The 13,497-nt window shown below is 67.4% G+C and carries 13 protein-coding genes; 6 read left to right on the top strand and 7 right to left on the bottom strand.

Annotated elements, in window-relative coordinates; all coding sequences use genetic code 11:
* Positions 1 to 35 precede the first annotated feature (35 nt).
* Entirely contained in the window at positions 36 to 800 is a 765-nt protein-coding gene (locus tag E5679_RS01595) for a YaaA family protein (protein WP_138413335.1), read from the top strand.
* Positions 801 to 813: 13 nt separating this feature from the next.
* Here the strand turns inward: E5679_RS01595 and E5679_RS01590 are convergent, their stop codons facing one another.
* Both E5679_RS01590 and E5679_RS01585 read right to left on the bottom strand, forming a co-directional pair.
* Positions 814 to 1,548, bottom strand: coding sequence for a zinc ribbon domain-containing protein (locus tag E5679_RS01590; RefSeq protein WP_138413334.1), 735 nt, complete (start codon positions 1,546 to 1,548; stop codon positions 814 to 816).
* Positions 1,549 to 1,583: 35 nt separating this feature from the next.
* Positions 1,584 to 2,588, bottom strand: coding sequence for a Nif3-like dinuclear metal center hexameric protein (locus tag E5679_RS01585; RefSeq protein WP_249335875.1), 1,005 nt, complete (start codon positions 2,586 to 2,588; stop codon positions 1,584 to 1,586).
* Positions 2,589 to 2,640: 52 nt separating this feature from the next.
* Between E5679_RS01585 and msrA the strand changes: the two genes are divergently transcribed.
* The 4 genes from msrA (at position 2,641) to E5679_RS01565 (ending at position 6,558) form a co-directional block, all read left to right on the top strand.
* On the top strand, positions 2,641 to 3,165 hold the full coding sequence (gene msrA / locus E5679_RS01580) for a peptide-methionine (S)-S-oxide reductase MsrA (RefSeq protein WP_138413333.1): 525 nt from the start codon (positions 2,641 to 2,643) through the stop codon (positions 3,163 to 3,165).
* 91 nt (positions 3,166 to 3,256) lie between these two features.
* Complete coding sequence (gene cysK, locus E5679_RS01575) at positions 3,257 to 4,189, top strand: cysteine synthase A (RefSeq protein ID WP_138413332.1); 933 nt, start codon at positions 3,257 to 3,259, stop codon at positions 4,187 to 4,189.
* Positions 4,190 to 4,227: 38 nt separating this feature from the next.
* Complete coding sequence (epsC, locus tag E5679_RS01570) at positions 4,228 to 4,815, top strand: serine O-acetyltransferase EpsC (protein WP_420821025.1); 588 nt, start codon at positions 4,228 to 4,230, stop codon at positions 4,813 to 4,815.
* 138 nt (positions 4,816 to 4,953) lie between these two features.
* On the top strand, positions 4,954 to 6,558 hold the full coding sequence (locus E5679_RS01565) for a purple acid phosphatase family protein (protein WP_138413331.1): 1,605 nt from the start codon (positions 4,954 to 4,956) through the stop codon (positions 6,556 to 6,558).
* A 98-nt stretch (positions 6,559 to 6,656) separates the two neighbouring features.
* On the opposite strand, the gene gndA is transcribed toward E5679_RS01565, so the two are convergent.
* From gndA to E5679_RS01550, 3 genes are all read right to left on the bottom strand, one after another.
* The gene (gene gndA, locus E5679_RS01560) at positions 6,657 to 8,096 is read right to left on the bottom strand and encodes an NADP-dependent phosphogluconate dehydrogenase (protein ID WP_138413330.1); all 1,440 of its coding nucleotides are present in this window, start codon (positions 8,094 to 8,096) and stop codon (positions 6,657 to 6,659) included.
* A gap of 157 nt (positions 8,097 to 8,253) precedes the next feature.
* Positions 8,254 to 9,024 carry an SDR family oxidoreductase gene (locus E5679_RS01555; protein WP_138413329.1) on the bottom strand — a complete coding sequence of 257 codons (771 nt, stop codon included), beginning with the start codon at positions 9,022 to 9,024 and terminating at the stop codon, positions 8,254 to 8,256.
* Positions 9,021 to 9,947, bottom strand: coding sequence for an NAD(P)-dependent oxidoreductase (locus E5679_RS01550; RefSeq protein ID WP_138413328.1), 927 nt, complete (start codon positions 9,945 to 9,947; stop codon positions 9,021 to 9,023). Before E5679_RS01550 ends, E5679_RS01555 begins: the two co-directional genes overlap by 4 nt.
* A 58-nt stretch (positions 9,948 to 10,005) precedes the next feature.
* On the opposite strand from E5679_RS01550, the gene E5679_RS01545 reads away from it, so the two are divergent.
* On the top strand, positions 10,006 to 11,064 hold the full coding sequence (locus E5679_RS01545) for a D-2-hydroxyacid dehydrogenase (RefSeq protein WP_138413327.1): 1,059 nt from the start codon (positions 10,006 to 10,008) through the stop codon (positions 11,062 to 11,064).
* Positions 11,065 to 11,136: 72 nt separating this feature from the next.
* Here E5679_RS01545 and E5679_RS01540 read toward each other — a convergent pair whose 3' ends face one another.
* Both E5679_RS01540 and E5679_RS01535 read right to left on the bottom strand, forming a co-directional pair.
* A complete protein-coding gene (locus tag E5679_RS01540) occupies positions 11,137 to 12,513 on the bottom strand; it encodes an MFS transporter (RefSeq protein ID WP_138413326.1) in 1,377 nt (458 codons plus the stop codon).
* A gap of 76 nt (positions 12,514 to 12,589) precedes the next feature.
* Positions 12,590 to 13,420, bottom strand: a complete 831-nt coding sequence (locus tag E5679_RS01535; protein WP_249335874.1) for an IclR family transcriptional regulator — start codon at positions 13,418 to 13,420, stop codon at positions 12,590 to 12,592.
* Between the last annotated feature and the right edge of the window lie 77 nt (positions 13,421 to 13,497).

The following is a 13,497-nucleotide window of genomic DNA, read 5'->3' as shown; positions in this document are numbered from 1 at the left end:
GCCCGTTGGGGGCGAGCCACCGGTAAGCTTCCGTGGTGCTCATCCTCCTCCCACCCTCCGAAGGGAAGACCGCCGCCGCAGGCGGGACCGCCGTCGACCTCTCCTCGCTCAGCTTCCCGGGGCTCGAGATCGCGCGGAAGCAGGTGATGGAAGCGCTGGCCGAGGTCAGCGGGCGCGAGGACGCGCTCGCGCTGCTGGGCGTCGGGGCTTCGTTGACAGACGACGTCGACCGCAACCGCCGGCTTCCCGCGGAACCGGCGGCTCCCGCGCACCGCGTGTACTCCGGAGTCCTGTACGAAGCGCTCGGATATCCCACGCTCACTCCCGCGCAGCGGCGCAAGGCCGACGAGTGGATCGTGGTGGTGTCGGCCCTCTGGGGCGCGGTGGGCTTCGCGGACCGCATTCCGGCCTACCGCCTCTCGATGTCGACGGCGCTTCCCGAGGTGGGGCGTCTGGCCGCCTTCTGGAAGCCCCTCCTGAGCGAGGCGCTCACCGAGCGCGCCGGAGAAGGGCTCGTGGTCGATTGCCGATCGAGCACGTATGCCGCCGCCTACACCCCGCCCGCGGCGCGGACCGTGGCCGTCGACGTCTTCACCGAGCGAGCCGGCAAGCGCACGGTGGTAAGCCACTTCGCCAAGCACCACCGCGGTGAGTTCGTGCGCCATCTCCTCGCCCGGCGGGGCAAGGCCCCGGCCTCCCCGGAAGCCCTGCTCGAGCTGGCCCAGCAGCGGTGGAACGCCGAACTCCGCGAAGGCACTGCCCGCAAGCCCCATTCGCTCGCCCTCATCCTCGAGGGCTAGACGGAGAGGAGAGTCAGCTCCATTCCGGCGAGCGGACCAGAATGCACCCGGAATCGGGGCAGAAGACGATCTCGTCCTCAGCGGCGGCACGGATGGCCGCCAGGTCGCCGGGGCTGAGGGCCATCCCCGACCCCTCCGACGTGCCGTGGAACAGCCTGGCGGCCCCGACCCCACGGCGCGCGAGAGTCTTCTCGTACACCCCCACGAGGTCCGGCACAATCCCCCGCACGTAGTCCTCACGCTCATACGCCACCTGGGCGCGCTCCTCGGCGAGCACGGCGATCCGCTGGTCGAGCTCGGCGCGCAGGGCATCGCTCGCCCGCTGCGCCTCGGCGAGGGCCGCCGCGGCGGCGGACTGCCGCTCCCGCAGGCCGTCGAGCCGCTCGAGGAGCTCCAGCTCCGCGTCCTCGAGGTCTGAGCGACGCGCAGTCAATCCCTCGATGTCGTGCTGGAGCGCCTGAAGATCCTTCGAGAGTCCGCCCGCGTAGAGCCGAGCCTCGTCCTTCTCGATCCGCGCCGTCACCTGCTCGACGCTCTGCTCGGCCTGCACGAGCTCGGTCTGGGCCTGCTCCACGGCGAGGTCGGCTTCGCGGGCAGCGAGTGAGGCCTGAGCTAGCGCTTCTGCCGTCGGTGCGAGACGAGGATCGGAATCGAGGGCCTTGCGCTGGACGTCGAGCGAGTGAAGCTTCGCATCGAGGGCCTGCAGCCCCAGCAGCTTGAGCTGTTCGGCGGCGGGCGCCTTCGCCATGGGTCCTCCTGCAGATCGCGTCAGTGGCTGCGACTTTATCCCTCGCCCGGGGTCAGAATGAAGTCCCAGGGGTCCGTGTTGACGGTGGAGACGCGAATATCCACGGCGTGGCCCTGATCGCGGAGCACATTGTCCAGCGCTTGGGCCGCGGCCGGGAGCCACAGCCATTCGCTCGCGAAGTGGCTCACGTCAACGAGGTACGGCCGGCCGTCGGGGCTCGCCTCACGCGCTTCCGAGGCGGGATGGTGACGGAGATCCGCGGTGACGAAGACATCCGCGTTGGCGGACCGCACGCTCTCGAAAAGGCTGTCGCCCGCTCCCCCGCACACCGCCACCCGGCGCACGAGTCCGTCCCGGTCACCCGATACGCGGACGCCGCCAGCCACCGCCGGAAGCAGCCCGAAAAGGGTCTCGGCGAAGGCCGCGAGGCTCGTGATCTCGGGAAGGTCTCCCACCCTCCCGATCCCCTCCTCAGGGAGCCCGTTGGCTGCTTTGGTGAGGGGCTCCACGTTGTCGAGGCCGAGTGCATCGGCGAGGACGTCCGAGACTCCACCGACCGCGCTGTCACCGTTGGTGTGGACCGTCAGGAGAGCTGTTCCGGCCTCGATGAGCCGATGCACCGCCCGTCCCTTGGGCGTATTGGCTGCCACGGAATGCACACCGCGCAGCAGCAGAGGATGGTGGGTGATCAGCAGGTCCGCTCCCCACGTCGCCGCTTCTTCGATGACCTCGATGACGGGGTCGACGGCGAACAGCACCTTGGTGACTTCCTGCGATGGGCGGCCCGTGACCAGGCCGACGGCGTCCCACCCCTCCGCGAGCGACTCCGGCCACAGCTCCTCGACGGCGAGCAGAACCTGGGCGAGGGTCGCGGCAGAAGCCGGGGCGGCGTCGTCGTCAGCCGGCGCCGGAGCCTCCGGCTCCGGCGCTCCCCCAACGGGTGTCTCCTGCTCGGGGGACTCCGGATTCCCGCCGCTCTTGGCTTCGTCCACGGTGTCCTCGGATCCCGCATTCTGACCTGTGACGCGTTCGTCAGACAAAGCCCGGTCCTCTCTCGGGAATCTTCCGCTTGTCCCGGACATTGTAGGCAGCATGAAGACCTTCATCTTGGGCGGCGGCTGCTTCTGGTGCCTCGATGCCGTGTACCAGAAGACCAAGGGCGTCACGTCGGTTGTGTCTGGCTACATCGGCGGACACCTCCCCAATCCCGACTACTACAGCGTGTGCAGTGGAATGACCGGGCACGCAGAAGTCGTCGCCGTGACGTTCGACGAGGAAGTGATTCCGGCGGAGACCGTCCTCGACATGTTTTTCGCGATCCACGACCCCACGACCCTGAATCGGCAGGGCTACGACGTGGGCACGCAGTATCGCTCGTCGATGTTCTATGTGGACGACGAGGAGAAGGTCCTGTTCGAAGAAGCGATCATGCGCAACCAACCGCTGTGGGACCGTCCGATCGTGACCGAGGTGGCGCGGGCCAGCACCTTCTACCCCGCGGAGGAATTCCATCAGAACTACTACGCCAAAAATCCGCACGCGGGCTACTGCCACGTCATCATCAATCCCAAGTTGGCGAAGGCACGGAAATATTACTCGGCGTGGCTTGACGCCTAGCTCTCATTTCGGCTCGTCGCTAGGCTGAGCGCGGCCAGCCCCCTGTGCGGCCGTGATGCACCGCGCCATCCCACACGACAAGAAGGAACCCATGCGAATCTTCGACGACGTCACCCAGCTGGTCGGCAACACGCCTCTCGTGAGGCTCAATCGCCTCACCGAGGGCCTCGGCGCCGACGTCGCCGTCAAGCTCGAGTTCTACAACCCCGCCAACAGCGTGAAGGACCGCATCGGGGTGGCCATCATCGATGCAGCGGAGAAGGCCGGTGCCTTGAAGGCGGGCGGCACCATCGTGGAGGGCACGTCGGGCAACACGGGGATCGCGCTCGCGCTCGTGGGCGCCGCCCGCGGCTACAAGGTCATCCTGACCATGCCGGAGACCATGTCCACTGAGCGACGCGTCCTGCTCCGCGCGTATGGTGCCGAGATCGTCCTGACGCCGGGTTCGGACGGCATGCGCGGCGCCGTCGAGAAGGCCCAGGAGATCGTCGCCAACACGGAGAACTCGATCTGGGCCCAGCAGTTCGCCAACCCGGCGAACCCCGCCATCCACCGCGCCACGACCGGTGAGGAGATCTGGAACGACACCGACGGCAAGGTGGACATCTTCGTCGGCGGCATCGGCACGGGCGGAACGATCACGGGCGCCGGGCAGCTGCTCAAGGAGCGCAAGCCCGGCCTTCAGGTCGTCGCCGTCGAGCCCAAGGACTCGCCGATCCTCAACGGCGGGGCGCCCGGTCCCCACAAGATCCAGGGCCTCGGCGCGAACTTCGTGCCGGAGGTCCTGGACACGAACGTCTACGATGAGGTCCTCGACGCGACGCTCGAGGACTCCGTGGCCACCGCCCGTGCCCTCGCGACCCAAGAGGGCATCCTGGGCGGCATCTCCTCGGGTGCTGCGGTCTGGGGTGCACTCGAGCTCGCGAAGCGCCCCGAGAACGCAGGCAAGCTCATCGTGGCCGTCGTTCCCGACTTCGGCGAACGCTACATCTCGACCGTTCTCTTCGACGACATCCGCGGCTAGAGTCGCCCCTTCCGGCGGGCTGCGGTAGAAAGAAGCCTGTGTCACTGATCAAACGCACCTTCGCGCGGCTGCTGGAGGACCTTGAGTCCGCCAGGGCCCACGATCCCGCAGCCCGCGGAAACGTCGAGAACTTCTTCGCGTACTCCGGCCTCCATGCCATCTGGATCCATCGGCTGACCCACAAGATGTGGCAGAAGCCGGAGCTCCGATTCCCTGCCCGCCTCATCTCGCAGGGCGGGCGGTTCCTCACCGGAATCGAAATCCACCCCGGCGCCACGATCGGCCGGAGATTCTTCATCGACCACGGGATGGGCGTGGTGATAGGCGAGACGTCGGAGATCGGCGACGACGTCATGATCTACCATGGCGTCACCCTCGGCGGCCGCTCCCTCGCCAAGGTCAAACGGCACCCCACCATCGGGGACGGCGTGACCATCGGCGCCGGCGCAAAAGTCCTCGGCCCCATCACCATCGGGCACGGCAGCGCCATCGGTGCCAACGCCGTCGTCGTGAAGGACGCCCCGCCCAACTCGATCGTCACCGGCATCCCCGCCACGTGGCGCCATCGGGACGCGGTGAAGGAGACCAAGCCGGCCGTGGATCCCGCGGAGTACTACTACATCTGACGCGCTGCGGAAGAAAAGCAGACGGACGACGGCGCCGCCCACCTTGCGCAGGTAGGCGGCGCTTTTGTTCCCTTGCGGGGAACCGAACGTTCGTCTTGGGTTGACCCTTTGGGTTGGGCGGCTTGCGATGCTCGGCCCATGACCACGACTCCTCCAGAGAATTCCCCCGTCACCCGCCGTCGTCTGCTCTTGGGGGCCGGCCTCGCTGCTGTAGCCGGCTCTGCCGCGATGGCTGCACCCGCCGACGCGGCCCCCGGCACTCCGGCCGGGCCGCAGAAGGACCTGCCGGGATCTCTTTCGGCTTCCGACCCGGTTTCGGTGCCAACGGTCGACGGGCTGCACCTCCAGTTCGGCGCAGACGCCTCGCGCGAGATGGTCGTCTCGTGGCACACGCTCCAGCCAGTCGCGGCTCCCCGCGTGCTCCTCGGGGACGGCCACGGGAACTTCGCGAAGGCCGTCGCGGCGACGACGAGGAGCTACGTCGATGCCAAGTCGGGCCGCACTGTGTACGCCCACCACGGCGCGCTCGACGGCCTCGCCGCGTCTACGGGCTACCTCTATGCGGCTGTGCATGACGGGGCCACGCCCGAATTCGGCACGTTCACGACAGGCCCTCGCGGTCGGTCCCGCGTCACGTTCACGAGCTTCGGCGACCAGGGGACGCCGACCCTCGGCAAGAAGCAGACCGGAACCACCACCTGGGTCAACGACAATCTGGGCTCCCCCGCCGCTGGCGACACGACGGGCGGCGTAGAGCGCGTCCAGCCGATGTTCCACCTGTTCAACGGTGACCTCTGCTACGCGAACCTCGCCACGGACCGGATCCGCACGTGGTGGGACTTCTGGACCAACAACTCCCGGAGTGCCCGCAACCGGCCGTGGATGCCCTCTGCGGGAAACCACGAGAACGAACTCGGCAATGGCCCGATCGGCTACGGGGCCTATCAGACCTACTTCCAGGTACCGGAGGCTTCCGGTCAGACCGACGTGACGCGCGGGCTCTGGTACAGCTTCACGGTCGGTGCGGTCCGCGTGATCTCCCTCGCCAACGACGACGTGTGCTACCAAGACGGCGGCAACTCGTACGTGCACGGCTACTCCAAGGGCGCCCAGAAGGCGTGGCTCGAGGGAGAACTGTCCGCTGCACGGTCTGATCGCGACATCGACTGGATCGTCGTGTGCATGCATCAGGTGGCCATCAGCACTGCCAACAACTTCAACGGCGCCGATCTGGGCATCCGCGAGGAGTGGATCCCGATCTTCGACAAGTACGGCGTGGACCTGGTGGTGTGTGGGCACGAGCACCATTACGAGCGCTCGCACCCCATCCGCGGACAGCAGCAGAATCAGACGCTTACGCCGGTCCCTGCCGCGACCAATACCCAGACCGTGGACACGACCCACGGCACGGTCCACATGGTGCTCGGCGGCGGAGGGACCTCCGTCCCGTCCAATCAGCTGCTGTTCACGCCGCCGGAGTGCCGAGTCATCGTGTCGGTCACTGCGCCAGATCCCACCACGGGCAAGCGCGCCCCTGTCTACGTCCATGAACCCGCCGCGTGGTCCGCTGTCCGGGACGCGGCGAATTCCTACGGGTTCGGCGCTTTCGAGGTCGACCCGGGTTCCCCTGGCGGCCAGACGACCATGAAGGTGACCTACTACAACGTCACCGGAGTCGGAGGAGGCCTCGAAGCCTTCGAGACCTTCACCCTGCGCAGGCCGCGCGCCGACGCCGCCCGCTGATTCCCTCGCCGTCGGACAAGACAAAGCGCCGCCCACCGATCTCGGTGGGCGGCGCCATCGTCATCAGGCCGCAAGGTGGCGCGGCCGACGGAACCGCGTCAGTGGGTGTCGACCGCGGAGATCTCGGAGTGATCCTCGCCCCACAGGGTGTGGAACGTGCCCTCGGTGTCCACGCGCTGGTAGGTGTGGGCGCCGAAGAGGTCCCGCTGGCCCTGGATGACGGCGGCCGGGAGGCGCTTGCGGCGCAGGCCGTCGTAGTAGGCGAGCGACGAGGAGAAGACCGGGACGGGGATGCCGAGCTGGACAGCCGTGGCGACGACGCGGCGCCACGCCGGGACCGCCTCGCCGACCGACTTCGCGAACGCGGGGGCGAACAAAAGGTTGGCGGGCTTCTCCCCGCCCTTGTACGCCTCCATGATGTCCTTCAGAAGCTCAGCGCGGATGATGCAGCCCGCGCGCCAGAGGGACGCGATCTCGTCGAGCTTGAGCTCCCACCCGTATTCCTTCGCCGCGCTGGCGAGCATGTCCAGGCCCTGCGCGTAGCTGACCAGCTTCGAGGCGTAGAGCGCCTGGCGCACGTCCTCTACGAAGTTCTCGGGCAGGCTGACCTCGCCCTCATGGCCGGCGAGGGTCTCCTGGGCAATCTCGCGCTGGGCGCGCTGGGACGAGATGCCACGCGCGAACACGGACTCGGCGATGCCCGAGACCGGCGAGCCGAGGTCGAGAGCGGACTGGACCGTCCAGCGGCCGGTGCCCTTCTGGCCCGCGGAGTCCACCACGACGTCGACGAAGGGCTTGCCCGTCTTGGCGTCGACGTGCCGCAGGACCTCGGCGGTGATCTCGATGAGGAATGACGAGAGGTCGCCCTTGTTCCATTCCTCGAAGATCGCAGCCTGCTCGGCAGGCTCGATGCCCGCGCCGCTGCGCAGGAGGTCGTACGCCTCGCCGATCACCTGCATGTCGGCGTACTCGATGCCGTTGTGGACCATCTTGACGAAGTGACCAGCGCCGTCCGTGCCGATCCAGGCGCAGCACGGGGTCCCATCGCTCGCCTTCGCGGCGATCTTCTCGAGCAGGGGGCCGAGTGCCTCGTAGGACTGCTTCGAACCGCCGGGCATGATCGAGGGGCCGTTGAGGGCGCCTTCCTCGCCGCCGGAGACGCCGACGCCCACGAAGTGCAAGCCCTTCTCGGCCAGCGCGGCCTCACGGCGGCGGGTGTCCTCGTAGTGGGAGTTGCCAGCATCGATCACGATGTCGCCCTCTTCGAGCAGCGGCACGAGCTGGTCCACGACGGCGTCAACGGGGGCGCCGGCCTTGACCATGATGAGGACCCGCCGCGGCTTCTCGAGGGAGTCGACGAGTTCCTGCAGCGTCTCGGTCCGGATGAAGCTGCCCTCGTCGCCGTGCTTGGCCAGCAGCGTGTCCGTCTTCTCCACTGAGCGGTTGTGCAGCGCAACGGTGAAGCCGTTCCGTGCGAGATTGCGGGCGAGGTTCGCGCCCATCACCGCGAGTCCGGTGACTCCGATCTGTGCAGACAATGTACTCTCCGTTTCTCGAGCTCGGCCCGCTTGGTTGATGGGCCTGAGCCGCAGCCAGTGCCGCAGACTACGCTAGTGGACTGCTCGCCTGCGTGCCGCTTCTTGACAGCCTATTTCGGTGGACCTAACTTTTGGCAGCCGTTGCCGCCTTTGCCATTCAGACGACGACGGTCATGCCGCCATCCACGAAGATCGTCTGCCCGTTGACAAAGTTCGAGGCGTCTGACGCGAGCCACACGACCGGGCCGGCAATGTCGTCGACCGACCCCCAGCGATGTGCGGGAGTGCGACCAAGGATCCACGAGTTGAACACGGGGTCATCCACGAGGTTCTGGGTCATCTCTGTATGGATATAGCCCGGGGCGATCCCGTTGATCTGAAGGCCAGAACCCGCCCATTCGGCCGTCATCGCGCGGGTGAGATTCCTGAGGCCGCCCTTGGCCGCGGTATAGGCGCCGATCGACGGGCGCGCAAGGTCAGTCTGGACCGAGCAGATGTTGATGATCTTGCCGGCACCCCGCTCCACCATTCCACGGGCGGCCTCGCGACCGACCAGGAAGGCGCTGGTCAGGTCAGTGCGGATGACGCGCTCCCAGTCCGAGGGGTCCAGGTCGAGCAGCGGCACCCGGTACTGGATGCCGGCGTTGTTGACGAGGATCCGCAGGGGGCCGGCCTTGGCCTCGGCCTCGGCGATGCCCGCTGCCGCCGCCTCGGGGTCGGTCACGTCGAACGCCACGGCGTGGACGCGCTCCTCTCCGTAGACGTCGGCGAACTCCTTGCGTGTCGCCTCGGCCCGCTGGGCATCGCGCCCATGCAGCACGATCGTTGCACCGGCGTCGGCGAGGCCACGCGCAAGTGCCGTCCCGATCCCGCGGCTGGATCCCGTGACGAGGGCGACTCGTCCAGTGAGGTCGAAAAGGGCTGTCATGGGTGACTCTCCTGTGAGTGGATAGATGCGAGCCCCGAGCGGCGGCGCGCAAGCTCGTGGACGACGGCGAGGTCTTCGTCGCCGAGACCTTCCGAGACCAAGTCGGAGTAGATGGCAAGGGCGCTCGAGGCAAGGGGCAGCGCCGCAGAGGCTTCGGCAGCGGCGGCCTCGACGAACCGAAGATCCTTGAGCATGAACTTGCTGGGACCAGTCGGCGCGTAGTTCCTGGCGACCATCCGTGGCGCAAGCTGTTCCATGACGCGGCTGCCCGCGAGTCCTCCCGAAAGGACGCCGAACAGGGCTTCGACGTCAAGCCCCTGGGCCTCGGCGAGCACAGCAGCCTCGGCGAGGGCGGCCGCCGTCGTGCCCACGATCAACTGGTTGCACGCCTTGGCGAGGGAACCGGCGCCGAGGGGACCGAGGCGCACCACCGAGGTTCCCATCGCGCGGAAGAGAGGCTCGAGCTCCACGAAATCCTCAGGCTCGGCACCGACCATGATCGCGAGGGTGCCGTCAATCGCCCCTTGGCGGCCGCCGCTCACCGGTGCATCAACGACGACGGCGCGTCCCCCGGTGGCATGGTCGACGGCGTCTCCGAACCGCTTGACCGCCACGGGCGAGACGCTGCTCATGACGACCAGGCGCTTCCTGACCGTCGTCGGCTCCGCCCCCCACGCTGCCAGGATCGGGGCCGCGGCATCTTCGATCATGGGCAGATCAGGGAGCATGAAGACGATGGTGTCGAGCGCCGCCAGATCGGCGACGGACCTGACGCGGCGCCCCCCGGCCGCCTCGAACGCGCCGAAGGGTCCGTCCGAGCGATTCCAGCCCTCCACCCGCAAGCCGGAAGCGAGGAGGTTGGCAGCCATGGGCCCGCCCATGAGGCCGAGACCTACGAAACCGATAGCTTCTTCGCGTTCCATCCACGTTCCTTCCGCTTCATCGTTCAGTATATTAGGCGAGATTCAGTAGAGTGGACACATGAGCACTGAATCCTCCCTCACGGTCGGCATCGCCGTCCCGCTCGAAGCAGAGCATGTCGAGGCCATCCGCGCGGTCGATCCGAGCATCGCCGTCCTCTACGAACCCGATCTGCTGCCCCCGGAGCGCTTCCCGGCGGACCACTCGGGCGACCCATCGTTCCGCCGTTCCCCCGACGCCGAGGAGCGCTACTGGAAGCTCGTCAACTCTGCGGACGTCCTCTACGGCTTCCCGAACGAGTCGCCCGCTGGCTTCGCCAGAGTCGTCGCCGAGAACCCGCGTCTGCGCTGGGTGCACGCGATGGCCGCCGGAGCAGGCGGGGCGGTCAAGGCCAGCGGGGTTTCCAGCGCGGATCTTGAGCGCGTCATCGTGACGACCTCGGCCGGCGTTCACGCGCTCCCCCTCGCCGAGTTCGCGATCATGGGAATCCTCAACGGACTCAAGCGGACCGCGGAGCTCGCAGAGGACCAGAGAGCCAAGCACTGGCCCGACCTCCGCGTGCCCACTCGCCTCGCGTCCGGCTCTCACGTCGTGATCGCCGGCCTCGGAGAGATCGGCGTCGAGACCGCCCGGCTCGCCCGCGCGCTCGGGATGACCGTGAGCGGCACCAAGCGCACCGCTGATCCGATCGAGGGCATCGAGGAAGTCGCGGCGGCCGAGAAGCTTCCGGAGCTTGTGGCACGCGCGGACGCGCTCGTCAACACGCTCCCCGGCACCCCCTTCACGGAGAAGCTGATTGGTCGCGAGCTGTTCTCCGCCATGCGCCCCGGCACCATTCTTGTGAACGTGGGCCGTGGAACGGTGGTCGACGAGGAGGCGCTCCTCGAGGCCCTTGAGAACGGGACGGTCGGGTACGCATGCCTGGACGTGTTCGCCGTCGAACCCCTGCCTGAGACGTCGCCGCTCTGGGAACACCCCCGCGTGCTCGTCTCCCCGCATACCTCGGCGCTCAGCGTCGCAGAGAACCGCCTCATCGCCGAGCGCTTCGCTGACAACCTGCGCAAGTTCCTGGCGGGCGAGCAGCTTCCCCACCGAGTGGACCCCATTCACTTCTACTGATCCACCCGGCTGCTTGGCCGACGCAAAGACGGCTCCCGCTGCGCGGGAGCCCTCTTCTGCCTTCAGACAAGGTCAGGCGCCATCCTCGAGGAGCGTGAGATCGCGACCCTTGGTCTCCCGGACCGCGAAGGTCGTAGCGAACGTGATGAGGGAGAGCACGAGCGAGAAGCCCGCGAGCACGAGCCACGAATTGTGAGTCGCCTCAAGCAGGGCAGCGATCAGCACCGGGACGAGACCCGACGCGATCATGGCCGAAATCTCGCGGCTGAGGGCAACTCCCGTGAATCGATGGGTCGAGCCGAACATCTCCGGCAGGAGGGCGCACTGCGGGCCGAGCATGGACTGGACACCGATTCCCGTACCGATCGCGATGACCAGCAGAACGAGCCACGGCTGGCCGAGCGTGAGGAGATAGAACGCAGGGATCGCGATGACAGCCTGAAACAGGGCGCCGTAGCGGTAGACGGCAACGCGGCCGACGCGATCGGAGAGCCAGCCGAAGAAGACCACGCCGACGGCGGCCACTCCGGCGGCAACGAGGAGGGACGTAGGCCCGAGGGTCTTGTCGTCCTTGAAGAACGCGATCGTGCCGAGGAAGGAGACCGTCACCGCTGAGTAGATGGACGAATTCCCGTTTTCCGCCATGCGGATCCCAATGCCTTTGAGCACCGCTCCCCTCGAGGTCCGCCAGACCGCGCCCACGGGGTTCTTGGCAACCTCCTTGTGCTTCTCGAGCTCCTGGAAGACAGGAGTCTCCTTGAGCTTCAGGCGTATGACGAGCGCGACCGCAATAAGGATGAACGAGGCAAGGAATGGCACCCGCCACAGCCAGTCCTGCACAAGTTGGGGCTGCGCGAGGCCCAGCAGCGCGAAAGTCCCCGCACCCAGGAGCGTCCCGAGCTGGATGCCCACAAACGGCAGGGCGGCGAAGAAGCCGCGACGCGGCGCCGGCGCCACCTCGGAGATCAGCGTCGTCGCACCGGCCTGCTCCGCCCCGGCCCCGAGACCCTGGAGGATGCGCAGGGCTACGAGCAGGATAGGGGCGAGCGCCCCAATCTCCCGGTACGTGGGCAGCAGGCCGATGAGAAAGCTCGCTGACCCCATCAGGAGGATTGTGGTCAGGAGCACAACCTTGCGGCCCCACCGGTCGCCGACGTAGCCGAAGAGCAGGCCGCCGAGCGGGCGCGCGACGTAAGCGATTCCGAAGGTCGCGAAGCTCGCGATGACCTTGGCATCGCCGAAGGGCTGGAAGAAGAGGGGCGCGAAGACGAGGGCCGTCGCGAGCCCGAAGATGTAGAAGTCGTAGTACTCGAGGGCCGAGCCGACCGAGCTGGCAAGGGTTGCGCTGCGCAGCTGGGCGGGGTCGAAAGCGGTGCCCGAAGCGGAGGCTGCCCGATCACGCTGCGACGCGGGGGTCCCGACGGCGCCGTCGAGAGGACTGGTGTGCATCTGTACTCCTTTGGACGATCACTGTAGTGAACAGAGTACAGAATGCTGACCAGTTGTCCAGCATGTTGTTAGTTGTTCAGGACTTTGACCACTCGCCCATCGGATTTCCGAGCGCCCTCGCCAAGCCCTGGAGCTCGCGGACCATCGCCAGCTTCTGCTCCTCGGTGAACGTTGCCTTGAGTGAGGTGACGCTCACCCCCAGATTGGGCCCGTGGGCCCCCCTCGTGGGCACGGGAACGGCAACGCACACCACGCCGAGGGTGGACTCCTCATCCTCGAAGGCGTACCCCTGCTCCTTGATCCGCCGAAGCTCCTCCTTGAACTCCTTGCCCGTCCTGATGGAGTGGGGCGTGAGGACCGGGAGCTCCGCATCGTCGGGGTACAGCACCTCCCAGTCGTGCTCATGAAGGCGGCCGACCAAGGCCTTCCCCACGGCACACAGCGACGCTGGCATCTTGTCCCCGATGGTCGAGGTCAGCCGCACGGCGGGATGGCCCTCATAGCGGGCCAGGTAGATCACGTGGTCACCATCCAGGAGTGCTATTCGCACCGTCTCCTTGGAAAGCGTGGCCGCCTGCCCGCAGAACTGATAGAACTCGCGGATCTCGTCACGCCGGCTCAGGTACGAGGCGCCCAGTTCGACGAGCTTGCGCCCCAGCGAGAACTCGCTCCCTTCGCGGGCCACCAGCCCCGCATCCTCGAGAGCCTGCAGGATGTTCGAGGTCGACGATTTCGGGATTCCCAGGTCGCGGGCGAGGTCGCTCAAGGTCGCTCGGCCGGTAGCAGATGCGGCCAGGACATCCAGCACCGCAGCGGCGCGCGTCACCGCTGGCGCAGAGGACGAGGACGGCGCCTCCTCGCGTGATCGCTCCAGCTCTCCGCTGCCTGCTGTCTTGCTCGGTGCCACGCTGCTCCTCGTCTCAGCGAACCCCGTTCGCTTGCGGTTGTCCAAAATGCTGAACAGAGAACATGATACGGGCCGGA

Origin of the sequence: Sinomonas gamaensis (assembly GCF_005876955.1) — a bacterium.
Taxonomy (GTDB): Bacteria; Actinomycetota; Actinomycetes; order Actinomycetales; family Micrococcaceae; genus Sinomonas; species Sinomonas gamaensis.
The sequence above is the reverse complement of the archived record's forward strand: the minus strand, read 5'-3'. Positions and strand labels throughout refer to the sequence as shown.

Coding starts and splice junctions, on each gene's coding strand:
- E5679_RS01590 (WP_138413334.1), bottom strand. CDS start 1,548: ATGGCGAAGGCGCCCGCCGCCGAACAGCTCAAGCTGCTGGGGCTGCAG.
- msrA (WP_138413333.1), top strand. CDS start 2,641: ATGAAGACCTTCATCTTGGGCGGCGGCTGCTTCTGGTGCCTCGATGCC.
- cysK (WP_138413332.1), top strand. CDS start 3,257: ATGCGAATCTTCGACGACGTCACCCAGCTGGTCGGCAACACGCCTCTC.
- E5679_RS01565 (WP_138413331.1), top strand. CDS start 4,954: ATGACCACGACTCCTCCAGAGAATTCCCCCGTCACCCGCCGTCGTCTG.
- E5679_RS01555 (WP_138413329.1), bottom strand. CDS start 9,024: ATGACAGCCCTTTTCGACCTCACTGGACGAGTCGCCCTCGTCACGGGA.
- E5679_RS01550 (WP_138413328.1), bottom strand. CDS start 9,947: ATGGAACGCGAAGAAGCTATCGGTTTCGTAGGTCTCGGCCTCATGGGC.
- E5679_RS01545 (WP_138413327.1), top strand. CDS start 10,006: ATGAGCACTGAATCCTCCCTCACGGTCGGCATCGCCGTCCCGCTCGAA.
- E5679_RS01540 (WP_138413326.1), bottom strand. CDS start 12,513: ATGCACACCAGTCCTCTCGACGGCGCCGTCGGGACCCCCGCGTCGCAG.